Source organism: Paraburkholderia sp. 35.1, from assembly GCF_050436525.1.
GTDB classification, from domain to species: domain Bacteria; phylum Pseudomonadota; class Gammaproteobacteria; order Burkholderiales; family Burkholderiaceae; genus Paraburkholderia; species Paraburkholderia tuberum.
Genome location: NZ_JBNDMJ010000002.1, coordinates 40,107 through 63,703, shown reverse-complemented (window position 1 = coordinate 63,703; position 23,597 = coordinate 40,107). Strand labels below are relative to the sequence as shown.

17 protein-coding genes and 3 pseudogenes are annotated in these 23,597 nt (G+C 57.0%); 12 read left to right on the top strand and 8 right to left on the bottom strand.

The annotated features are described in order from the left end of the window. Positions 1-273 precede the first annotated feature (273 nt). A complete protein-coding gene (locus OKW27_RS06135) occupies positions 274-2,844 on the bottom strand; it encodes a DDE-type integrase/transposase/recombinase (protein ID WP_429332906.1) in 2,571 nt (856 codons plus the stop codon). Positions 2,845-4,115: 1,271 nt separating this feature from the next. On the opposite strand from OKW27_RS06135, the pseudogene OKW27_RS06130 reads away from it, so the two are divergent. Next, a pseudogene (locus OKW27_RS06130) lies at positions 4,116-4,367 on the top strand (tyrosine-type recombinase/integrase); the annotation flags it as partial. 402 nt (positions 4,368-4,769) lie between these two features. After that, positions 4,770-5,343, top strand: a pseudogene (locus OKW27_RS06125) (ISKra4-like element ISBte2 family transposase); the annotation flags it as partial. Positions 5,344-5,367: 24 nt separating this feature from the next. Here OKW27_RS06125 and OKW27_RS06120 read toward each other — a convergent pair. Beyond that, entirely contained in the window at positions 5,368-6,477 is a 1,110-nt protein-coding gene (locus OKW27_RS06120) for a Gfo/Idh/MocA family protein (protein ID WP_429332905.1), read from the bottom strand. Between the two features lie 673 nt (positions 6,478-7,150). Then, positions 7,151-8,158: a GntR family transcriptional regulator gene (locus tag OKW27_RS06115; RefSeq protein ID WP_429332904.1), complete on the bottom strand. Its 1,008-nt coding sequence runs from the start codon at positions 8,156-8,158 to the stop codon at positions 7,151-7,153. A gap of 333 nt (positions 8,159-8,491) precedes the next feature. Here OKW27_RS06115 and OKW27_RS06110 point away from each other — a divergent pair, with 333 nt between their 5' ends. The 8 genes from OKW27_RS06110 (at position 8,492) to OKW27_RS06075 (ending at position 17,295) form a co-directional block, all read left to right on the top strand. Beyond that, complete coding sequence (locus OKW27_RS06110) at positions 8,492-9,490, top strand: aldo/keto reductase (protein WP_429332903.1); 999 nt, start codon at positions 8,492-8,494, stop codon at positions 9,488-9,490. 110 nt (positions 9,491-9,600) lie between these two features. Further along, entirely contained in the window at positions 9,601-10,503 is a 903-nt protein-coding gene (locus tag OKW27_RS06105; RefSeq protein ID WP_429332902.1) for a phytanoyl-CoA dioxygenase family protein, read from the top strand. 49 nt (positions 10,504-10,552) lie between these two features. Continuing rightward, on the top strand, positions 10,553-10,873 hold the full coding sequence (locus OKW27_RS06100) for an L-rhamnose mutarotase (protein WP_429332901.1): 321 nt from the start codon (positions 10,553-10,555) through the stop codon (positions 10,871-10,873). A 160-nt stretch (positions 10,874-11,033) separates the two neighbouring features. Then, positions 11,034-12,077, top strand: coding sequence for a substrate-binding domain-containing protein (locus OKW27_RS06095; protein ID WP_429332900.1), 1,044 nt, complete (start codon positions 11,034-11,036; stop codon positions 12,075-12,077). Continuing rightward, on the top strand, positions 12,068-13,678 hold the full coding sequence (locus OKW27_RS06090) for a sugar ABC transporter ATP-binding protein (protein ID WP_429332899.1): 1,611 nt from the start codon (positions 12,068-12,070) through the stop codon (positions 13,676-13,678). Before OKW27_RS06095 ends, OKW27_RS06090 begins: the two co-directional genes overlap by 10 nt. Continuing rightward, on the top strand, positions 13,679-14,881 hold the full coding sequence (locus tag OKW27_RS06085; protein ID WP_429332898.1) for a sugar ABC transporter permease: 1,203 nt from the start codon (positions 13,679-13,681) through the stop codon (positions 14,879-14,881). Position 14,882: 1 nt separating this feature from the next. Then, positions 14,883-16,451 carry a UxaA family hydrolase gene (locus OKW27_RS06080; protein ID WP_429332897.1) on the top strand — a complete coding sequence of 523 codons (1,569 nt, stop codon included), beginning with the start codon at positions 14,883-14,885 and terminating at the stop codon, positions 16,449-16,451. Between the two features lie 523 nt (positions 16,452-16,974). Next, entirely contained in the window at positions 16,975-17,295 is a 321-nt protein-coding gene (locus OKW27_RS06075) for an amidohydrolase family protein (RefSeq protein WP_429334556.1), read from the top strand. On the opposite strand, the pseudogene OKW27_RS06070 reads toward OKW27_RS06075, so the two are convergent. The 5 genes and pseudogenes from OKW27_RS06070 to OKW27_RS06050 form a co-directional block, all read right to left on the bottom strand. Next, positions 17,209-17,881, bottom strand: a pseudogene (locus tag OKW27_RS06070) (IS6 family transposase). The gene OKW27_RS06075 and the pseudogene OKW27_RS06070 sit on opposite strands and share 87 nt — an antisense overlap. A gap of 47 nt (positions 17,882-17,928) precedes the next feature. Beyond that, positions 17,929-18,258, bottom strand: coding sequence for an L-rhamnose mutarotase (locus OKW27_RS06065; protein ID WP_429332896.1), 330 nt, complete (start codon positions 18,256-18,258; stop codon positions 17,929-17,931). 67 nt (positions 18,259-18,325) lie between these two features. Continuing rightward, positions 18,326-19,096, bottom strand: coding sequence for an ATP-binding cassette domain-containing protein (locus tag OKW27_RS06060; protein WP_429332895.1), 771 nt, complete (start codon positions 19,094-19,096; stop codon positions 18,326-18,328). Positions 19,097-19,098: 2 nt separating this feature from the next. Further along, positions 19,099-20,118: an ABC transporter permease subunit gene (locus tag OKW27_RS06055; protein ID WP_429332894.1), complete on the bottom strand. Its 1,020-nt coding sequence runs from the start codon at positions 20,116-20,118 to the stop codon at positions 19,099-19,101. Positions 20,119-20,182: 64 nt separating this feature from the next. After that, complete coding sequence (locus OKW27_RS06050; protein WP_429332893.1) at positions 20,183-21,205, bottom strand: ABC transporter substrate-binding protein; 1,023 nt, start codon at positions 21,203-21,205, stop codon at positions 20,183-20,185. Positions 21,206-21,510: 305 nt separating this feature from the next. Here OKW27_RS06050 and OKW27_RS06045 point away from each other — a divergent pair, with 305 nt between their 5' ends. Both OKW27_RS06045 and OKW27_RS06040 read left to right on the top strand, forming a co-directional pair. After that, complete coding sequence (locus OKW27_RS06045) at positions 21,511-22,365, top strand: phytanoyl-CoA dioxygenase family protein (RefSeq protein ID WP_429332892.1); 855 nt, start codon at positions 21,511-21,513, stop codon at positions 22,363-22,365. Between the two features lie 43 nt (positions 22,366-22,408). Next, the gene (locus tag OKW27_RS06040) at positions 22,409-23,554 is read left to right on the top strand and encodes a LacI family DNA-binding transcriptional regulator (RefSeq protein ID WP_429332891.1); all 1,146 of its coding nucleotides are present in this window, start codon (positions 22,409-22,411) and stop codon (positions 23,552-23,554) included. Positions 23,555-23,597 lie beyond the last annotated feature (43 nt).

The window sequence follows — 23,597 nt, the reverse complement described above, 5'->3', positions numbered from 1 at the left end:
CAGGTCAACATGATGTTCCAGAGTTGCACTGATATTTGGCCTTCCTGGCGCAGCATATGGTCCCATATGCGCCTTAGCATCAGAGAGATCTTCCTCGTTCTGGATGGACGAAGAAACGAACGCTATGGATCGTCCCCGTCCGTTCGCGGGCCCATCGAACCGTGACGGCGACGGAGGCGGGAATTCGATGAGAGGTCAAGAACGAGTCAAAGTTGGTTGAGACGTGACAGGTAGGGCAGTGGGGAACGTACCAACGAAGCATATCGACATCTCCTATCGGATTGGTTTCACTATTTCAAGCTGCGAATAGTCGATTTTGAATCGATTCGGTGACGGATACTTATTAACTTCGATATCCTTAGAATTATCCGAGTTAGCAGGATTGGTTTCTACATCGTGAGGATCACGCTCTTCTGGGGGGAGTACGGTGGTCAGGCCAGCTGGCCCGTAGAGCATTCGTGTAGTCGCCGTTGCATCCGCTGCGGGCGGAAGAATATCATCAGCAAAGACATCGTCGAGCACCGACTCAAAATTCTGGTTCGGAGAAGACTTCAACCGCAGGCGGACTTCATAAAGGGCATAACGCAATTCGATAGAGGTGAGGTTGCGATATTTAAGCAGCAGGCGCGAGACACATCTTACCCACTTATCTTTTATGATCGCGTACACGACACTGACATCCCACATATCGATATACACTTTAATTTTCGTTTTTTTATAACGTGCCGCCGCTAATTCATCCGCCCAATACCAAATCGGCCCAATGAGCACTCCCATTTGTGGGTTAACTTGACGGCTACCGTCTCTACTCGCCGGAATCAACGTTTGCAGCATGAATTGGGTGTCGTATGGTCTCAATCGGGTTAGGCGCCTGCCGGTTTCGATGAATCGCTTATGCATATATTGTTCTGGCGTATGGTCATGGGCCGGGTGGATCGTCTCCCGGTTGTATTCCACAAAGAAGAAGTAATCTAGAAGGCCGTGCAACTCGACAAAGGACAGATGGTCGGCGTTCATTGGATCTACGGAGCGTGTCAGTGTCCGTACGTGTGCGGTGGCCTTCGTGTTGCCTCTTAGATTGTGAAGAAATTCGGTGTTGACGACACCAAATAGGCGCTCAAGAACGGCGCCGAATCGTGACTGATGCGCTGGTCGGTAATCGATGGTGATGTCGTTGAGATCGCAGAACCGATCAAAGGCCTTCGAATGAAATTCCTTGCCGTTGTCACAAATGATAAAATCCGGTACACGCTTGTGTCGCGCGACCATCATACGTATGGCCATCATGCAACTGACCGTACTGGGTGGATGAGCCGCAAGATAGAATGCCAAGACGGCTCGCGACTCTGCGTCCATAACAATCGTAAGCCAAGCGCGTAGTTTATATAAACGACCGCCTATTCCTCGTGTCTTCACGACGACGTCGACCTTAGTGTGGTCGATGTGGACCCTGTGGAATGGTCGTCCTCCATGAATCTTGTCGTGGCGGTGCAGGTACCATACGGCCGGTTCGTCGTTGTAGGCGCGGCGCGGGCCCTCTCTCGCTCGTTGATCACGGAATTCTGCAGATCGTTTATAGAACGTATTCCGGGAGCAAGGTCTTAGGCCACGTTCCTTGCAAAGTTTCTTGAACGCCTCGAAGCTATTCGACGCAAGAGGATTCGTTGGATTGTTTCCACCGGTTGCTATCTCCTTGATTGCGTCGAGGACGCTATTTGGAATTTGTTGACCTCGGCCTCCAGGGCGCCCCGGAATCAAATTGAGCTTCTGGGCCGGGCGGGAGTCTCCCGCCTCTCGCATCTTCTTCCGCCAGCGCTGGATAGTCCGTTTCGTCTGCACATAAGGGACGTCGACTTCTTCGAGTGTTCTTAATAACTCGAATTTCCGATTCGCCGCATTGATCCTCTGGTCACTTATGGGCCGGTTCTCCGCCAGCAGTTCTTCAGTGGTTTTTTGCGTTGAAAGCAGTTTCACGTCTCCGGAGTACATGAGAGACTGGAACTGCTGCTCTGATAATTCCTCGAATACATTTGACGCTGAGTTCCGGTAAAGGACGCGGCCTTCTGGTAGTGCCGTGACCGTGTAAACATCCGCGCGACCATTGAATATGAACTCGGTTCCAATATCGACGGTCAGCACGAAATGAGTCGAAACGGCGTGAGGTGGGGGACGGCGCCATTTGACCAGTTGTAATTGTTCTCGCGTCGAGCAGATAACGGTCGTGTAGGCATCGGAGAGGTCGTCGTACTCCAGATCGACAAATACTCGCTGATCAGCGATAGCTTTCCAAACGTCGTCGATGCGGAATCGGCCAGGAGGTGTTTCAAAATCAATGTTCTCATTCCAGGGGATATCGTCTTCATAAGCCGCATGATTCAACGCCGCAAGACTCATGGCCCCACTACGTTTCTCAAGTAGCGATTCAATAGCGGATAAGCATTCGTCGGAAACCGGACGTGAGTCATCAGTCAGGTATGCAGAGAGGTGCTCGAGATTGGTTGCAAAAAGGTCATCATGTTCAGCAGAAGAGCGGAGGCAAAAGGTGATGCCGAGCAACTTAAAGTATGTCTCTCGTTCAGGGCAGTGCCATGTTCCATCACGTTTGAAGAAGCGATCGGGCTGTTTTTTTGCCAGACTTGTTAGTTCGAGTTCAGTTTTCCATTCCTCTACGAATGGTCCGTAGTCAGTCAAGCGGAGGAGATCTGGGGTATACGGGATGTCCTGCCGGTATTCAGTTACTTTGCTATCGTGCTTTGAGGTGCGGCGGACGATCCTTGAGATAGCCACCGGAGCCGGCTGACAGCAAAATTCACGGGTGAACCCATCGAAATCAGCCTTCAACACTGCGGGAAATTCGACCCGTCTGCTTTCGGTCGCAATCCGATTCCCCATCTTCTTTGACGTGTAACGAGATATGACGTTTCCACCGGTACCGGAGAATTTTCTCGTAGGTGCGTCTCGTAATGATTGAACTATGTAATCGACCCCAGCGGCGGGTGTACCCCATTCCATCAGGGCCCTTCGCCGCTCGTCATCCGTGTACCGCTTCGCAGTTCCAACGCGGCAACTCTCCATCCACTGCTTCTCGTTTTGCCTCCAAACGGAGATCGGCGCGAGTGTAACCGGTAGTTCGATCCTCAATTTTGTCTTCCCGGTTGGCGTACTTTTCAGCGGTGCTTTGGAAAACTAGACGCAAGTGTTTGCAAAGCACAATCTCCTTGGTCGTCGCGACTGAATGAATTTCTTGACTTTGCAAGGCGTTCTTGTGGGGTAACCCCTTCTTGTAGAGACTGCGCACCGTTTCGTTCGGAAGATACTCCACGTCGGCGACTATTAGGCGATGTATAAGCCACGCAAGATTCAAATTCCAGGCTCTTGTGAACTAACAATCTAGCCTTGACATTTCGACGATCAAGTGATCAGTCTTTTCGTTGCCTTGTGTTGCTTTGCTGGATCGTTTTAACATGCAAGAAAAATGGGGTGGCTTGCTAAGGGTATCTCTACGACGCGGCTTTCTTAGTTGGGTCGATAGTGCGGCTCACCTGACAAAGGTTGGGCCTCCAAAGGCTCTATGAAATGTGTTCAAGTTTCGATGCTGGACGGAGTAGGTCCGTGGATAATCAAAGGGATCAAGCGTGATGAGATCGAACTCAAGCTTAAGAACCGAGCACGCATTCGTGCCGGTTCACGCTAGCGATTCTTCCGGTTACTTCTTGCAGTTGCCTCGTTATCGAAATGCGCCTTTGACGCTATCGCGTGAAGACTATCTATTTTATCTTCGTATGAGATTATGGCTAAAGGCCGCTCGAATATTGGCAGATAAAAACAGTTGTACCGCCATAGGCCGGATGGTTGAGCGGTCTGGCGTTCTATCCGAGACTGGCAGGCGTCGCTGGGAGCGGTTCGCGAAGATGGTTCGATCACAACAGTTGAATCAATCGAGCAGCCGGATTATTGACTCATGCAAGCAAGACCTTTCCGGTCGTGGGCGATTCGTTGATTTCTTGTTGGATGACACTGCGCTGACGTGGCAATGGGCGGCATCCACGAATTATCGTTTCGCAGAATTGGAAGCATATCGTCCCGAGGTGGAACAAAATCACACGCACGTTCACCCTGAACTGATGGCCCGGATGCGTCCGGTTCGTGTGCCCCGCAAGCTCCCGGTGGTACGCAGCCCCGACGAGGTGCGGCGGCTGATCGCAGCCGCCGGCAACCTCAAGCACCAGACCGCGCTGTCGGTCGCCTATGGCGCCGGATTGCGCGCGAGCGAAGTGGTGGCGCGGAAGGTGAGCGACATTGACAGCCAGCGCATGACCCTGCGCATCGAGCAGGGCAAAGGCCCCAAGGACCGCTACGCGGTGATCTTGAGCGGGAGTTCGATGAACGCATTGCCGCGAGCGAAAGCCGTCGAAAAGTGATGCTCGAGCGGTAGGAATGCTCACATGAGCGCAGATCCGATGCCGACCAGTGACCGGAGAGGAACGGAGATAGGGGATGCTGCAGGGTGAAGAGCAGACCAACATCGTCCGTTAAGCGTCGATCGATATGGAGTACATATTAATGACGCTGCGTGACTGCGGCACGGTGCAAGTATGACTGGTCCGTATCGACCCGGCCGCGTCACCATCTCTCTGACGCGGATCGCATCGCCCAGGTTATGCGCCAAAATGCTGCTGTTGAGATAGGAAAACTTATCTTCATAGCGCGGTTCCCGTCGCATTTTTCGTCGAAAGTCGCTATCAATAAGGCCCCCGATGCGCCCATTTTCGGCACAGATGCCGTACCGGCAGGTGGTTACTATGCTGCGCGAATTCCTGCCCGTCCGGAAGACATTGAACCATGTGACCGTGCGGAACAGGGCGCTGCGCGTCGGCGCGCGCATTGAAGCGGTTCAGCCAGCTGCGTGTCGCGCCCCAAAGGAAGAGACGGAGTGGACCCTGAGCATCGACGGGGGATTCGTTAGAGGGAGACGCAAATCTGAATGTTCTAGCTTTGGGGTTTTAACGGGCCGCTTGAGCGCCAAAGGGCAGACGTCGCGCGTATTCGCGTTCGTGAGAAAGAGGTTGCGGGATATCGTGGACCGGCTCACCACCCTCGTGAAGGCCACAACCGGAAGCGATCAACGAAACCGTCGGTCATAACCGATGGTGCCAAATGCCTCCACTCAATCGCCTGTCGCTTGCCGTTTTTTCTCCTGCACCTGTTCTGGACTGGTTGCATATATCAATGAGAGTGAGGTATCTCAAGCAGATCATCAAGGGCATACACGCACAATCCGAAACGCAAAAGGCCACCCGACGTGTGCTGATATCCGGCGTTGACAAGCTGCGCTGGTGCTTCACTTCGCGGGACGGTTGCACGCCATTACGATACATTGACGCGTTGATGCGTTCGTGCAGCCGACGCCAGCGCATCAAGCACTCTGGCGTTGGCGACCGCGTCACCCGTCGTGAATGGCATTGTCCGCTTAGTCAATACTGCAGATGCAAACGCCTCAATCATCAGGCAGTACTGATTGACTGGAGGAAATACCTCTTCCCGTCGATTTCCGTCCGCGTCGACCAGAACGACCAGGGCCTGAGGGACGCGGGTACCCATTCCTGGGAGAATTGCACGCGGCACTTCAATCGAACCCTCGGTGCCGATCACGGTGTAAGTTCCCTGACCACCTGCCATGAACGAGCAACTGACCGAAGCAGAGAAACCATTCGGGAATTCGAGAATGCCCGTCGTTGCAATGTCCACATCGAAATGCGGGTCGACGATCCAGATCGCGCTCGCATGCGTGGGTTCGCATGCAAATATCATCCGCGCGATGTTGACCGCATAGCACCCCATATCCAGCAGCGCGCCGCCTCCAAGCGCAGGCTGCAACCGAACGTTGGCGGGGTCGGGCGGATTCATCAGATTTACGGACAGATGTGCGCGAACCTCGCGGACCTGGCCTATCGCACCTTGCGCAATAAGCTCGTGCACGCGCCGGTGTTGCGGATGAAACCGATACATGAAGCCTTCCATCAGTGCCACGCCGTGACGCGAGAAGGCGTCGGAAACCATTTCTGCCATCTTCGCGGTCGTCGCGAGCGGTTTCTCACACAGAACCGCTTTCCCTGCCTCGGCCGCGCGCATTGCCCATTCGGCATGCATGCTGTTGGGAAGCGGGATATAGATCGCATCGACGCCGACATCGGCCAGCAACGCGTCGTAGCTCTCCACTACTCGCGGTATGCCCAAGGCCTGTGTGTAGTCGCGGGCTTTTGCAGGGTCGCGGCTCGCGAGTGCCACAACGGACCCGTTGACGGACGTTTGAATAGCAGGGATCACCTGAGTGCGCGCGATATCGGCAGTGCCCATCACGCCCCAACGCAAATGACTGACCATCACTGATTCTCCTTCATTGTTGACATAGGCGAAATGCGACTGGTTGCGCCCGGCTCCCGCAGTGGCGCAAGTCATCAATTGAACCGCAGCCATAGCGCGTTCCACTGCAGACAATCGCAACCATATTGCGATCTCCTTGCGAATGGCAGGGGCGCCAGATGGCGCAGCCTGCCACGCAAACAACCACCGGCAACTTTGGCTAGCATTGCCGCGGCCCGCAACGAAACGTTTAGCGAAACGTTACGCCAGAAAGTTATAGCAGCCTGACTGCCATATCACAATGAGGGGTTACACCGGCAAGAATTTTGGTTTCTATCGACGCAACCATCAGCGCACCCTTGACCGAAGGTCCGCGTTTACCCGCCATTGACATCGGCAAGTGTCCTGTCTAGATTGTGACGAAACGTTTCGCTAAACGTTTCGGTGTGGTCAGCGTGGAACCCGGAGCGGCTCGCTGCCTGTGACCGATGACGCGAACTGCGAACACGTATGGCAGGCCGCGCTACGAACGGCGCCTGCGGTGTCCGCGGAGTGGTTGCAGTGGACGCGGAAGCAGGGTCTCGGTCTTGTCCGAACAAACGCAGCAGTATAGGTGCGCCTAAGGCAGAAATTGGTCAACAGTGGGGGAGAAAGTCGTGCAGAAAAGTCGTGGCGAAGACTATTGCGCTAGAAGATCGGTATCCCGACACGGAGGAGGCTTTACCAAGGAAACATCGCATGGAATTGCCTATTACCACGATGAAGAAAATACTCTTTGCCTCTTGCCTCAGTCCGTAGGCGTCAGGTATGAAGGAAGCGGCGGGGTGGGGCGCGCTTCAACATGGCCCCAACTGTCGATCCAAAACGCACAGGACTCCTTCAAATGTTGGCACAATGCTGCTGCAGCAGCCTCAAGCCTACCGTCGAGCCACAGACCGAGCACGTCGAGGTGCTCGCGTAGACTGCTTTCAAGGTGGGCTTGCGGTTCACCAACGCAAGATTTAAGACGATGCGGGTTCGAAACGAGCAGAGAATGGGTCCGATCGAGCACGCGCAACAATTCTTGGTTCGGGCAGGCCGACAGTAATTCAATGTGCAGGTCCTTCTCAAGGCTGATGTGCGTGTCGCTGCCCAACTGCGGCATATCATCGAGCGCCGCTCGCAACCTATCGTGTGCCTCGCGCACGCGTTCTCGGGGAATAGCGCGCGCCGACTGCATCAGCGCCTGCGGCTCTAGCAGCCAGCGCAATTCATATAGGGCGTGTAGCCGATCGGCTGTGATGCGTTCAGCTTCCCACCGGCCCTGCCGGTCTTTGGTCACCATCCCAAGACCATGCAATCGTCCTAGTGCGTCGCGCGCGACAGTGCGACTCACGTCGAAATGCTCGGCCACGCGTTCTTCAGTAATTCGCAAAGAATGATTGACGACGCCGATGCAGACCTGTCGTTCTATCTCTGCATAGACCTGCTTCCATCGTGGCATCGGCTCGACGATCATTTCGGCGATGTTAGCGAGATCGCCCCGACTGTCGTCGGCATGCCGACCGACCACGATATACCCTCTGCCCGGTGCGGCACGCACGGCCTTGTCGATGCAGAGGGCTTCGAGCGCCCGTCGCGCTGGTGAACGACTTACCGCGAATGCGCGAGCGACGTGAACCTCGAGCAGGCGCTCCCCAGGGCGGATGCGTCCGTCTTGGATCATTGCTTTGATATGCGCATAGACGCGCTGCTGCATCGGAGCGTGCTCGTCAGGATTCGAGCCGAGGCTGGAGAGGGCAGGCTTGGAACTCATAGTTGGTTTAGTCCGCGGTGAGTCGTGTGCAAACGAAATTATATTGTCAAAAACGAAGCGTGCTGAAAGCTCTGCCGTGCGAGCATTTCGGTCCCCTATGTGACGTGTCTCAAGGTTCCGCTCGGGCGACTTAAAGCTCCTAGGGTATGCACGGATGGCCACACAATGTACGTCGTATACATTGCACCTGCGTACCCCGTATTCAATGTACATAACGACAACTGTACACCTTTTTACTCCACCAACGCACTCACTAGAAAGGATTCAGCCGTGTCGCACGCTATTACCCGTCTCCCCCGTTGGCGCCGCTTTAAGAGCCGTTCCGGCAGGTCGTTGCAATTCACTTCGCTAGGCTTCGGTAGCGCGCCCCTAGGGAATCTTTACCGCGCCTTGAATAACGAGCAGGCGCGGCTGACGCTCGAAGCTGCTTGGCAGCATGGAGTGCGTTACTACGATACGGCGCCGCTGTATGGATATGGATTGGCGGAGACACGCGTAGGATCGTTCCTTCGTGAACAACAGCGTGACGACTATCTCTTATCTACCAAGGTAGGGCGGCTGTTGAAACGCTGCGCACCCGAGCAGCGCGACGGCATCGGGAAGTTCTTTGAGGTACCGTCTCGCGAAGTCATCTACGATTATTCATACGACGGCGTGATGCGCAGTTTCGAGGCTTCGTTCGAGCGTCTGGGAGCCGACCGGATCGACATTGTGTTGTGTCATGACATCGATATCTTCACGCATGGAAGTGCGGAAGCAAGCGCACAACGCACGCGTGAATTTCTTGACGGCGGTGTGCGAGCACTCAGCGATTTGCGCAGCCAGGGCGTGGTCGCCGCGATCGGCATTGGTGTAAACGAATGGCAGGTCAGCGAAACAGTTGCGCGCAATACTGACGTCGACTTATTCCTGCTGGCGGGACGCTACACACTGCTCGAGCAAGAATCGCTCGATTCCTTCCTGCCGCTGTGCATGAAGAAGGATATGGGTGTAATCATCGGCGGCCCGTTCAACTCGGGCATTCTCGCGACGGGGCCGAAACCGGGGGCCTACTTTAACTATGGACCGGCCTCGCCCGACATGCTCAAGCGGGTGGCGGCAATTGAAGGGATATGCCGCGCCCACCAAGTAGCGCTGAGGGATGCCGCCTTGCAATTTCCGCTGATGCACCCGGCTGTCGTCAGTGTGATTCCCGGGGCGATAACGCCCGCCGAGATACAAGGCAACGTCGAATCCATGCAAAGGCCGATCCCCGCGCAACTGTGGAGCGATCTGCGCACCGAAGGCTTGCTACGCACCGATGCGCCCGTGGTCGAGAACATGCAGGTCTAGACAAGCGCGTAGCGGGAAGATAAACGGCCGCGAAGCGGGTAATCAGAACACCATTGTTAGCAACACGATAAGCATCGCGATAAATCATCAACTTTCTCCGGGAGACGCAGATGAACACCGCTGAAGCACTCGCGCAATTGAGCATTTCGGAATCGATCCTCACGCAAGAACAGATCGACGCCTTCGATCGGGATGGCTATTGCATTTTCCCGAATGTTTTTTCCCCGGCAGAGATCGACGAGATGAGGGCCGAAGTTGACCGGCTTCAGAAAATAGAAGGCGCTTACGGCGGTCATGAAGTCCACATCGAGCCGGGCGCAATGCGCCTGTCGAACCTGTTCAACAAGTCGGAGGCGTTTGACCGTTGCCTTCGTTGCGGTCCCACCCTTGCGATTGCGCATCGTCTAATGGGCGAAATTCGTGTGTATTCGCTCAACGCCCGCAATCCTGCAAAAGGTGAAGGTCAACAGCCTCTGCATAGCGACGTTTGGCGCGCCCACGACACCGACTGGCGCATGATCAACACAATGGTCATCCTCGACGACATGACCGAGGATAACGGCCCGACGCGTGTTGTACCGGGTTCGCACAAGCTCGTGCCGATCAACGTGCCAGACATTAATCTGGTCAACGCAGAGCGCATGGAAGTCACGCCCGAAGAAAAGGCCATCATGCCGGCCGATCCTGTGGCAGCCCACCCGCGCGAAGTTCACATCACGGGGAAAGCTGGCTCGATCGCTGTAATCAACGGGCGAATCTGGCACGGCGGCACCGCAAACAGGACTGGAATAACGCGGCGCGTACTGCATATGGCAATCGGCCGCCGCGATATCCCGCAACAGCTCAACGAGCGCGAACATCTGACGCGCGCGCTCTACAAGCGTGCTGCCCCGGCCGAACGCTTTCTGCTCGATATCGAGGGTGCAGAGCCGAAGGTAGACGATCCGCTTGCTCTACCGAAAGACGCGCGGCTCTGGAAGGCCGCTCAAGCAGAAACAACTGGCCGTTACTGACAAAAACGCTTCTGCAACAAGCGTTGAGAGGACAAGCAAGATGGAAAGGATGGCTTTCGTACTCGGTATCAAGCCCGAAGCGCTGCCAGAGTACAAACGGCTTCATCGCGAGACCTGGCCGGAGGTCATTGAGATTATTTCGGCTGCAAACATCCGCAACTATTCGATTTTTCTGAAGGAGCCCGAGAACTTGTTGTTCGCCTACTGGGAATACCACGGCACGGATTTCGCTAGGGACCAGGCAAAGCTTGCCCAGGAGCCACGCATGAAGGATTGGTGGGAGATCTGCGAGCCGATGCAGGTCCCACTCGAAACCCGCCGGCAGGGCGAATGGTGGGCCCGCCTAGAAAATGTGTTTTTCAAGCCATAAGCGAGCCCATGGCCTGAGTTGGTTGCTGAGTCCTACGAAGTTTTCGATTCTGCACCAATTTGCGTGCGCACGGCAGAGACCAAGGAATCGTTGAAACAACCTGGCAAGGCTGTACGCGTGTGGTTCGAATAGATCAAACCGATGCTGTAAGGAGACAATCGTGCGTCACCCCACCCCTCTGCTGAAGTTTCTCTCCGCGGCCATGCTGATGGCAGCGACGCTATCGAGCAGCCTGGCCCATGCCGATGCAAAGAATCCCGTGATTGCTGTCGCGATGAAAACACAGGTACAGCGCCGCTGGGCCTTTGACATCGCCGCTATGAAGCGAGAGGCCGCGGCGCTTGGCGCCAAGCTAATCGTGCAGTGGGCCAACGACAATCCGGTCCTGCAGGCGTCGCAGGTGGAAAACCTGTTGAGCCAGCAGCCCGACGCGTTGATTCTCGTACCCGTCGACAGCCAGGCGGCCGGACGAATCGTGAATTCTGCACACCAAGCAGGCGTGCCGGTAGTCGGATATGACATCGGCGTGACGACCGCTAAGCTTGACTACTTCGTCATGCGAAACAATTCGCTTGTCGGAGAACTACAGGCAAAGGTCGCGTTGGAAAAGGCGCCCCACGGGACTTTCGCGTTGATGAAGGGCGATCCCGGCAATGATGTTGCGCAGACCATCAGCAAGCAGTATGACAAGGTGCTGGTGCAGGACAAGGACGTGAAAGTCGTATTCGACCAGTTTGTTCGCGGATGGGATCCAAAGCTCGCGCTGTCGAATGCGGAAAATGTGTTGAGCGCACAGAACGACAAGATAGATGGCTTCGTCACCTCCAACGACGGCATGGCGCTGGGCGTGGCGCAAGCGCTGAAGGCGCGCAACTTGGCCGGCAAGGTCTACCTGTCCGGGCTCGACGCCGACCCGTCCTCGCTGCAACTGATTGCTCAGGGCGTACAGACGATGTCGGTATGGACCGACCTCGACGACCACGGCACTTCGGCAGTCAAGGCTGCGGTCGCGCTGGCGAGGAAGGAAAAGCCGGCAATTAGCACTACGGATGTGAACCTTGGCGCTGGCGCCGTACCGACTCATCTCGTGAATGTCTACGCGGTGACGCAAGCCAACCTGTGTAAGTTCATCACAACGGGCGCGCCAAAGGGATGGGTCACGGCGGACGAGGTGTATGGCGCTGGTAAATCACAATGCAAGTGAGCAAACTTATATGGCGCGATCCAGCAACGCTTGATGTCTCGCAGCCTCACGCAGAGGGCAATGCCGTCGATGCGTCACGTCCCGACGGCTACGTGCTCGAGCTGCGCGAGGTCAGCAAATCGTTTGGCGACATTCCTGCGCTCAGCGATGTGAACTTCAACGTGCGGCCAGGTGAAGTCGTCGCCGTCATCGGTGAAAACGGTGCGGGCAAGTCGACGCTGATGAAGATCATTTCGGGCGTCTATCCGACCGACAGCTACCAAGGCGAACTGTTGATCGACGGCCGGCCTGCTCGTTTTCGCACAGTGCGCGACGCGGAGGCGGCCGGCATCGTGCTGGTGCCGCAAGAACTGTATATCGCGCCGAATCTGAGTATCGCCGAAAACATGTTCATGGGGATGCTGCCATCGCGGCGCGGTTTTGTCGACGAGGCGAAGCTATTCACCCTCGCGATGGAGCGCTTAGCGTTTTTCGGCGTGCAGGCCAATCCGAACGCTTCCGTTGGAGAACTCAGCCCATCGGCTCAGCGGCTGGTCACTATCGCATCGGCGCTGTCGAAAGCGGCCACCCGAGTGCTGATTCTGGACGAACCGACAGCTTCACTCACACAGGGCGAAGCTGTGCACCTGTTTGAGCGGATTGCACAGATCAAAGCGCAGAATGTCGGCTGTATCTACATTACCCACCGGCTCGACGAGATCGCCCAGGTCGCCGACCGAGTGGTCGTGATGCGCAATGGCCGGGTGGTCGAGCATTTTGCGTCTGCTCAGGACAAGATCTCCGATATGGTCCGCGCCATGATCGGCCATGATCCCGAGCCAAGCCCGCCGCGCGTGCTTAATGAGCGCGCCGCAGCCGTGCTGACTGTATCGAAACTTTCGGTGTATGAAGGCTTTGGCTCGAAGCGCTGCCGGGTGGACAACGTAAGCCTTGAGCTGCGCCGCGGCGAAGTGTTAGGTCTGTTCGGGCTAGTCGGCGCCGGTCGCACTGAGCTCGCCAAAGCAATCTTCGGCGCATGGCAAGGAGCGTGCGAAGGCGAAATTCGTATCGACGGTGAACGGGTACATCCGCGTTCGCCCGCTGAAGCGATTTCTCTAGGTATCGGCATGTTGACGGAAGACCGAAAGCAGACCGGCGTGATTGAGGGGCATAGCGTGCTGCACAACATCAGCGCGGCGAGTATTCGATCTGTCTCCAGTGGCCCGTTCATTCGCGAACGCGACGAGGTTGATCGCAATCGCGAACTGATTCGCAAGCTCGACCTGCGGCCGCCGCGGCTGGACGCCAAGGTCGAATGGTTCAGCGGCGGCAATCAGCAGAAGGTGCTGCTCGCGCGGTGGATTGCTATCCGACCGCGCATCCTGATCGTCGACGAACCGACCTACGGGGTCGACATCGGGGCCCGTCAGGAGATCTACCGTTTGCTACACGAGCTCGCTGCCGAAGGGACCGCGGTACTTATGATTTCGAGCGACATGACCGAGATTCTCGATGAAAGCGACCGTGTACTGGTCATGTACAAAGGCCGCATTACGCAATCGTTTGACAGAAAGGCTAGCCGTCACGAGTTGATGGCAGCCGCGACCGGGGAGATCCATTAAATGAAGAACCAGACTTTGCCGGGCACTGTGCGGCCGCCGGCAGCCGCTGTGTCAGCGGGCGGCGCAGGGCGCGGCGCGCGTCAGCTTATCAACCCTCGAACGCTGACGATGGTCGTAGTGTTCGTTCTCCTCGCGATTGTTTTCAACGTCGCCTCGGGCGATATCTTTCTCACGCCACGCAATCTGTCGCTGCTTCTGCGACAGTCCTCAATCGTGGCGCTGGTGGCGGCTGGCGTATCGATCCTGATGATCATGGGGGAGATCGACCTGTCGATTGGCAGTTCGGTCTACCTGTGCGGGGTGGTCGCGGCAAGCTTGCAGATCACGCACGGCCTCGGCCCCGTGCCGACCATTATGTTAACCATCGGCGTGGGCATATTGATGGGCCTATGGCAGGGGGTTTGGGTGGTTACGGTAGGGGTGCCATCGTTTATCGTCACCTTAGCGGGGCTGCTCGCGTTCCGCGGCATCGGATACTATGCGACCGATGCGGCCACCCTTGCTCCGGTGTCGATGGGGTTCTCGGCAATCAGCGAGGGCTTCGTTCCCGTGATCGCCTCGATAGTGGCGCTGGTGATCGCCTATCTCGCGGCGGCGGCATACATCCTGCGGAGGCATCGTGTCAGCCGGTCACACGAGGGCGAGACTAACACGCTGCGGCTCGCGAGCAAACTTGGGGCTCTGACCGTGACCGTTGGCCTCCTGATCTGGATCTGTGCCGGCTTCCGTGGGATTCCGACCGCACTTATCTGGGTCGCCGTAATCGGTATCGTCCTTTGGGTGGTGATGACGCGTACCGTATTCGGTCGCAACGCATACTTGACTGGTTCAAATCGTGAAGCTGCGGTTCTGGCGGGGATTCCACTGGCACGCCAGCTCTATCTCGGCTTCATGTTAATGGGTGGCCTGTACGGAATCGCGGGCGTTCTGATGACCGCCCGTATCGGCGCCTCGACACCGACCACTGGCATGTATATGGAACTCGACGCGATCGCGGGCGCCGTAATCGGCGGCACCGCGCTCAAGGGTGGTATTGGCACCATCCCCGGCGCGATTGTCGGCGCGATCCTCCTGGCGACCATCGACAATGGCATGAGCATCCTCAACATTTCGTCGTTCATTCAGTTAGTCATCAAGGGTTTGGTGCTGCTTTTTGCATTGGCTTTTGACTCCTTTATGAGCAAGCGCAACGGACGCGGCTAACATGAACACGACGACATTCGATACACTCAAACTCGCGGGTTCGCATACGTCACCGCGCATCATCCGGCTCAACGCGCTCGACGATGTAGTGATCGCCATCGACCAGCTGGTATCCGGTACGGTAATTGCCAGTGAAGGTGTGACCGCATCGGGTCTGATCCCGCCCGGGCACAAGATGGCGACACGCCCTATCGAGACCGGCCAGCCTGTGCGACGCTACGGACAGATCATCGGATTCGCAAGCCAGCCGATCAAGCCAGGCCAGCATGTTCACAATCACAATCTGACGATGGGCGACTTCACGCGCGACTATGCCTATGCTCACGATGCACGGCCCACGGTCCGCGCGAACGAGCCCGCGTACTTTCAGGGCATTGTGCGCGACGATGGCCGGGTCGCCACCCGCAACTACATCGGTGTATTAACCTCGGTAAACTGTTCGGCCACGGTCGCCCGCGCGATCGCAGATCACTTCCGGCGGGACGTTCATCCTGAAGCGCTCGCTGATTTCCCGAATGTTGATGGCGTTGTCGCACTCACCCACAGCTCGGGCTGTGCCGTCGATTCAGAAGGGGAGGGCCTCAAGATCCTGCAACGTACTCTGGGCGGTTACGCGTGTCATCCGAACTTTGCGGGTGTACTTGTGATCGGGCTTGGCTGCGAGACTAACCAGATTTCGACGCTACTTAAGAGTCAGGGCCTGAAGGACAATGGCCGGCTGCGCAGTTTCACGATTCAGGACACAGGTGGCACGACGCAAACCATCGCGCGCGGCATCGAGCTAATTCGCGAAATGCTGCCAGGGGCGAATGCTGTGCACCGCGAAAGCGTGCCGGCGAGTCATCTGCTAGTCGGTCTGCAATGCGGCGGCTCGGATGGATATTCCGGCATCTCGGCCAATCCGGTGCTGGGTGCTGCTGTCGACATGTTGGTGGCGCACGGGGGCACCGCAATCCTGTCGGAGACGCCTGAAATTTACGGCGCCGAGCACCTGTTGACTCGACGTGCGGAAACCGCTGAGATCGGGCAAAAGCTCGTCGAGCGCATTCGCTGGTGGGAGGCGCATTGCGCTCGCAGCGGCGCTGCGATGAACAACAACCCGTCCGCCGGCAACAAGGCGGGTGGCCTCACGACGGTGCTCGAGAAGTCGCTGGGCGGCATCGCGAAAGCTGGGTCGACGAACCTCGTCGAGGTGTACGAATACGCGCAGCCCGTAGGCGCTCACGGACTGGTGTTCATGGACACGCCGGGCTACGACCCAGTCTCCGCGACGGGCCAGGTGGCCGGCGGCGCCAACCTGATCTGCTTCACGACCGGACGGGGTTCGGCCTATGGTTGCGCACCGTCGCCTTCGATCAAGCTTGCGACCAATACGGCGCTTTGGGAACGTCAGTCCGACGATATGGACTTTAATTGTGGCGAGGTGCTGAGCGGAGCATCGATTACCGAACTCGGTGCGCAGGTGTTCCAAATGATGCTGGAAACCGCGTCAGGCAAGGCGTCGCGCAGTGAAATACACGGCTATGGGCAGCAGGAGTTCGTTCCTTGGCAGATCAGCGTGGTCACATAACGTGCTCATGCTTACTAGCCGCTCCGAAATCTGCTCTGGGCGGCTCCTTCGCCGAATTCAACTTCTAGGCAACTTTAAAGACTGGAAATTTCGTGCCATCGTTTCCGATTGCCGATTCGCATCTACGTATTTGGGATCCCGCTGTCCTGCCATACTCTTGGCACAAAGCCGTGCCATCGCTTAATCGCGCCTATCTTCCGACCGACCTGGATGCTGCAAGCGGTGCGGAAACCGTGGGAGCGATGATCTTTGTGGAATGCGACGTTGATTCCCCTTACTCGCTTGACGAAATCGCTTGGGTCGAGAGCAGGCACGGCTGGATCCGCGCATTGCTGCCTTCGTCGCACACGCCCCGGTTGAGCAAGGGGCTGGCGTACTAGCATACCTGGAGGAACTGTCAGAATTTGGACGTGTGCGCGGCGTGCGTCGTCTGATTCAGTCGGGAAGCGACCGCGACTTCTGTGCGCGCCTTCAGTTAATCGCCGGGGTGCGTGAACTTGTGGGCTTTGGGTGAACTCTCGACATTTGTATCAGACACTTTCAAATGGAAAGTGCGATCCGGTTGGTCGACGCATGCCCACACGTCCAAATTGTTCTAGACCATATAGGCAAGCCCAATATTAAGGAGCCGGAGCTTGAACCGTGGAGATCGCAGATGCGCGAGATGGCGTTGCGGGACAACGTCGTTTGCAAGCTATCGGGAGGGCTCTGCCAACTTATCGAGACTGAGGCGGAAAGACGGCAGGAAAAGCGTCCCTCAGAACTCGTAGGACGGATTTTGGGTGACTTTGGTGAGTTCGGCCCAGGCAACGAATCGCGCCGCGAGCTGTTCGCGATAGAGTGAAGCGCGCAGCAGATGTCGCTTGAGCGCGAAGTGTTGCCTGATCGGCCCCAAGCACGAGAGAAATTTCTGTGTGCGTTTCGGGTCGCGAAAGCCGCGCATGCGACGCTCGCGTTCGCGCGTTGGTTGGTGGCTGTTCTCTGCGCGGTTGTTCAGTCGGGCGGCCGCTTTGACGACCAAGTGCTTGACGTTCGCAAGTTCCGGGATCTCCGCTTTTGCCGCCGGATAGCTACTCAACTGATCGGTGACGATCTTGCGCGGTACCGGGCTCGAGCGCAGCACACGCTTGAAGAAACGTTTGGCCACGGCTTTGTCGCGCCGCTTTTGTAGCAAGATGTCGAGTTCTGCGCCATGCTCGTTGACTGCACGCCACAGAAGGTGCGGTTCGCCACGCAGCGTGACGAACATCTCGTCGAGGTGCCATGTGCTACCCGGCTTGCGTCGCGCAGCTTTGACCCGGTGAGCGAAGCCCTTGCCAAACATATCGCACCAGCAACGGATTGTCTCGTATGTCACGGTCACACCGCGCTCGAAGAGCAGCTCCTCAATGTCGCGCAAGCTCAACTGAAAGCGGGAAATACCAGCGCACAGCGGAACTGTGTCGCGCATGAGTGACTCCGCAAGCCCCGGAGCGACCTAGTCAATGTGAAACACGTTATCCATCATTGCCCAATGCTCGCCCTGTTTTCGCGAGTCAAGAGGCACTTGACATGGGTCGGTCAATTTCCACCACCTTTGTGTTTCTGGATCGGCCGCAATCGCGGCCATATCCGCCTCGAAGTCTGTCCCGACGTATTCCCAATATCCGAAAAGAAGATTTTCTGGCTCCCTGAGAAATATCGAGTAATTGGTGACATTGGAACGCTGGAGCCGTTCGACAATCGCAGGCCATGGAGCCGCGTGCAGCGCCTTGTATTCGTCGATCTTCTCGGGCTTGATGTGGATGACCATTCCCATTCGTTGCATTGAGTGTTCTCCGTGCGTCGCTTGCGTACGCGAGAGGTGATCTGTCCGGTGCGAATCTTTGTCGCGCTTAGGCTGCGGCCTTCGTAGCGGCGTATTCGTCGCCAACCATCATCTTGACTACCGATTCGCCGTCGGTTTCGCTTACCCGCTTTTCTCCCACGGCCTCGCCACGTCGAAGAACGAAGATGCGATCCGACACAGTGAAAATGTCGAGCAGATTGTGCGAGATCAGAATGACCGAGACGCCTTTTTTCTTCAGCCCAAGAATCAGTTCCATCACCTTTCGCTGCTCTGGCACACCCAAAGCAGCCGTGGGCTCGTCCATGATCAGCACCCGCGCATTCCAGTAAATTGCTCGTCCGATTGCGATAGCCTGACGCTGGCCGCCAGAGAGCATCTTGACCGGACCGTGGATCTTCTTCTCCGGAATGACGATGTCGAGCTGATCCAGCACCTCGCGCGCGACGCCAGCCATGCGCGGGCGGTCGATGGTACTGACGCCGAAGCGACGGTTCACCGGCTCACGTCCCAGAAAGATGTTGCTGCCCACATCGAGGTTGTCAGCAAGCGCAAGATCCTGGTAAATCGTTTCAATGCCTCTCGCCCGAGCGTCGTGAGGGTCGCGCATGTCGAGAGGTTGACCGTCGAAAAGCACCTCGCCTTCACTCGGTTGATAAACGCCCGAGATGATCTTGATCAACGTCGACTTACCTGCACCGTTGTCACCGCACAATGCGACGACCTCGCCGGGGTAGACCTTCATCGACACTTTCTTGAGCGCCTCGACACCTCCGAAGCGGATTGATACGTTGCGCACTTCAAGTAGCGGTTGGTTCATGATTAGACTCCAAGACGTTCCTTGTACTGGTCGATCAGCACCGACACGATGATGACAACGCCAACCGCGATGAACTGCCAGAATGCATCGACGTTAATGAATACCAGACCAAACTCGATCACAGCGATAATCAGGGCGCCGATCAACGTGCCGATCAAGTTGCCGGTACCGCCAAAGAGGCTGGCGCCTCCGATGACGACCGCGGCGATGGAGTTGAGCAGCATTGGTTCGCCAGCCGTGGCCGATCCGGCAGAGAATCGAGCCGTATAGACGATGCCGCCGACTGCAGCGAACGCTGCCGCGAGCATATAGATCACGATCTTGTGCCGACGTACGTTAATCCCTGCTCGGGCGGCAGACTGCTCATTGCCACCTACCGCATAGGTATATTGGCCGAAGCGGGTGCGCGACAGGATGAAGTGCATGACGGCCAGCAGGATCACCGTGACGATGACCGGATTCCACCCGGAGCCCAGCCATTGCAGTCCCGCGTTGTCCACTGACACAGTCATGCCGCTGCCTGCAGCGAGGAAGCCGGCACCGCGGGCAATACCGTACATCCCAAGCGTCCCAATAAATGCCGGAACACGATATCGCGCAACGAGTGTGCCGTTAATAGCGCCTGGAATGACTGATACAGCAATGGTCAGCGGCACAGAGAGGCCGAGCGCCCACGGTGATGAGCCTCCGAGCAAAGTGAACTGGGCAGCGCACACCGCTGCAAGGCCCATGACGAATCCGACAGACAGATCGATGCCCGCAGTGATGATCACGAACGTCTGACCAATCGCGAGAAGCATCGGTGCGCTTGCCGCAAGTGCTATCGACTGCAGGTTGTAGGCATTGAAAACGAAGGACCTTTGCTGGATCACCTGCGACCAGATTTCAAAGAAGAGGCAGAGCACCGCCAGAAATAGCCAGGGCCAGAAACGGCCAACCAGCGCCTTGTAGTCGATCGTCCTTGGAGTCGGCGATGTGCCAGTCGTTCGTGGCCGACCGGAAAGTGAGGTGGCTTTTTGCATTGCAGTGTCTCCAGATAACCCTTACAAATCACCGATGGTGGTTTCGAGCCGCCGCCGGCATCAATCAGTTGGAGTAGATGTATTGCTTGACGTCAGCGTTGTCGATGTTCGACTTGTCCATGACGACGAAACCGGTGCTTTTCTCCTTCGGGACCGGCTTGCCCCGGATTGCGTCGACTGCATACTTGACGCCGTAGTAGCCCATGTCGGCTGGGCGCTGGGCAATTGCGTAGTCGACCAGGCCGCTCTTAATATCCTTATCGATGCCCGGTACGGCGTCGAAAACGATCAGCTTAACCTTGCCGCTTTTTCCGGCCATGTGGATCGCCTGCGCCACGCCTTTGCCGGAAAACGTATTCGTGCCGAATACGCCGGATAGACCAGGCTCACGCGCCATCACACCCGATACATCCGAAACCGCCTTGTTCGCGTCGTCTTCGCTATACAACGTCGGCAGCACCTTGATGTTGGGATACTTTTTCATTTCTTCCTGGAAGCCCTGCACCCGCGCATCGGTGCTCGAGACACCCGGTTTGAGGCTTTCGCAGAAGACGATGCCCTTTTCACCGAGCGCCTTCGCCAGCGTTCGCGCTGCAATACGGCCGCCTTCCTTATTGTCAGACGCTACGAACGAAAGTGGGAAGTCCGCGTTTCCGCTGCCCGTCTGATACCGGCCGGTGCCGATGTAAGTGTCCACAGTGATGACCTTGATTCCCGCATTCTTTGCTTCCGTCAGCGGCTCGATCAGTTGCTGTGCGTCCACGGGAGAAACCAGGATCGCATCGGGACGTTTGGCAATGAATGCCTTGAGGATTGGCACCTGCTCCGTGGTGTTCCAACTTTTCGGAAGCTGGAAAAGCAGCTGGGTGTTGTCCTCCGCCGCCGCCTTCTGGGCACCGTGGTACATCGTGAAATAGAAGGGATCGACCACCCCGGGCAACAGGGCCACAACGGGGTGATCCTTGTCCGCATGCGCCGGAGGTGCGGCTAGCGCGGAGAACAGAAGCGCGCCCATTACTGCACTGATCACACGACGGCACGTACGCAAGGGGAGTGTTGTGCACAGCGGGTTCGTCAAGCTGTTCATGTCTGTCTCCTGTCTCTTTCTGGGGTTTGAAAAACCAGTGGTGGCGGCTTTTCGCCGAAACGTTTAGCGAAACGTTTCGTTGAATCTAAAACCTGTTTTGCGCAAAGTCAATCAATCTCGGGTAAACATGAACAGGTCGGATCGGTATTTGTCGTTTTGGCTTGGAAACCGAACGCGCATAGTGGAAACCCGGATGTCTATATAGATCTCTGTTTGCTATAAATCCGCTCAACGAAACGTTTCGCTAAACGTTTCGCCAGATAACGACATGATGGGAGACACGACTCATGTACACGAGACAGGCGATGCATGAACTGAACATCAACGACAAGTTGACCGGCCAGCAACTGAAGGAATTCGACGAAAAAGGTTTTTTCGTCGTCAAGGATTTGCTGAGCCCGGACGGGTGCCGCTCGATGGCCCGCGAGTTTGAGCGGCTCCATGAAGCCGAGCGCCTCACGGGTGGACATGAAGTTCACATCGAGCCCGGTGCGCGGCGCGTGTCGAACATCTTCAACAAGACGTCAGTGTTCGACAAGTGCCTGGAACTGCAGCCGGTGCTGGCCGCAGCCCACAGGCTGCTGGGGGAGATCAAGGTGCATGGCGCCAATCTCCGCGATCCGGTGAAGGGGTTCGGTCACCAGCAATTGCACGTCGACGTGCCGAAGTACTTCGAAGATGACTGGTGGGCGGTTAATGCCGTCATCCTGTTTGACGACATGACGCTGGAAAACGGCCCGACCCGGGTTGTGCCCGGGTCGCACAGATGGGCGCCGATTAACGTGCCTGTTGTTAACCAGGGCGACTGGGAGCCCGGCCCCATTTCCGAAGAAGATCGCAAACGGATTCCCGCCGATCTGGACGCGCCGTATCCGGGTGAGGTCTATCTGACTGGTCGGGCTGGCACCGTCTTCATCATGAACGCGTCGGGCTGGCACAGCGGCACACACAAAAAGAGCGACGCAAACCGCCGGGTACTGCATCTCACGTATACTCGGCGTGACCTCCCGCAGCAGCTCGTGCAGATCGACCATCTTACCCCGGGACTGTACGAGCGGATGTCACCTGCGCAGCGGTTCCTGCTCGAAATAGAGCCGCCCCGTACGCCGGACGGCATCTTGCGGCAGCCGAAGCGCGAGCATGCGGGATGGTGGAACTGAACGAACAGGAAGCTCGGGGCACAACTGCGTGGCGGGAAAAATCATGGCAACAATGAAGGATGTCGCACGTCTGGCGGAGGTAAGTCTGGCGACCGTCTCGGCGGTCCTGTCGGGATCGACCTACGTGAGTCCAGACCTCACGGAGCGCGTGCGCGTCGCTGTCAAGGCGTTGGGTTACGCTCCGAACACAGTCGCGAGCAGTCTTAAAAAGGGCACCACCAAGCTATTGGGCCTGGTCGTTCCGGACATCACGAACCCATTCTTCACCGAGTTCGTGCATTCCATTCAGAAACGCGCTCACGTCCACGGCTACTCTGTTCTGTTGTTCGACAGCGATCGGGATCTTGAACAGGAGCATGCCTATCTCCGCATGCTCCGCGCCCATCTGGCCGTCGGCACGATCCTCTGTGCATCGGCACCGGAAGAAGCCTACGACAAGGTTCGTTCGGAGATCGGCATCATGCCTATTGTAGCGGTCGACCACGTGGTCTGCCCCAACGAGTGGGATTCGGTTGCTCTCGATAACGTTGCCGCAGCACGCCTTGCAGTACAGCACATCCTGGAATTTGGCCATCAGCGCGTCGCAATCATCTCCGGTCCGCAGAACCTGCTGCCTGGTCGTGATCGCTTGCGCGGCTTCGCCCAGGCGATCGCGGCCGCGAATCTGCCGGTCAATCCCGACTACGTGAGACAGGGCGCATTCGGTGAGCACGACGCCTATACCGCAGCGCTTGAGCTAATGGATCTCCCGGAGCCGCCGTCAGCCATCTTCGTGGCCAATAACCAGATGCTGATTGGCACGATGCGGGCATTGGCGGAAAAGCATCTCGCGTGTCCTGCGGACGTATCAGTCACCGCGATCGACGATTTTCCCTGGGCGAACGCTTTCTCTCCCGCACTGACCACGGTCCGGCAGCCCGTTGACGCGATGGCCGAAGCGGCGCTCAACATGCTGCTCGAGCGCATCAGGGGGGACGAGCGAAGCCCTCGGCATATGGTCTTTCCGCCGGAACTGGTCGTGCGTCAATCGTGCGGCAGTCCAGTGGCGTTCGGCAAAACGGAAAGTCAGGGAGCCGCCCGGACCGCAAGCACGACGGCACGCGACAGTTCCGACAAAAAGTCGCGCGTGAAGAAGACGGATTTAGCGGGAACGGAAGAAAACATCGATCTTCCGACGGCTGCCCGCTGACTGGCATACATATTCATGCCTGGCACTCCACTTAAAGCTGACG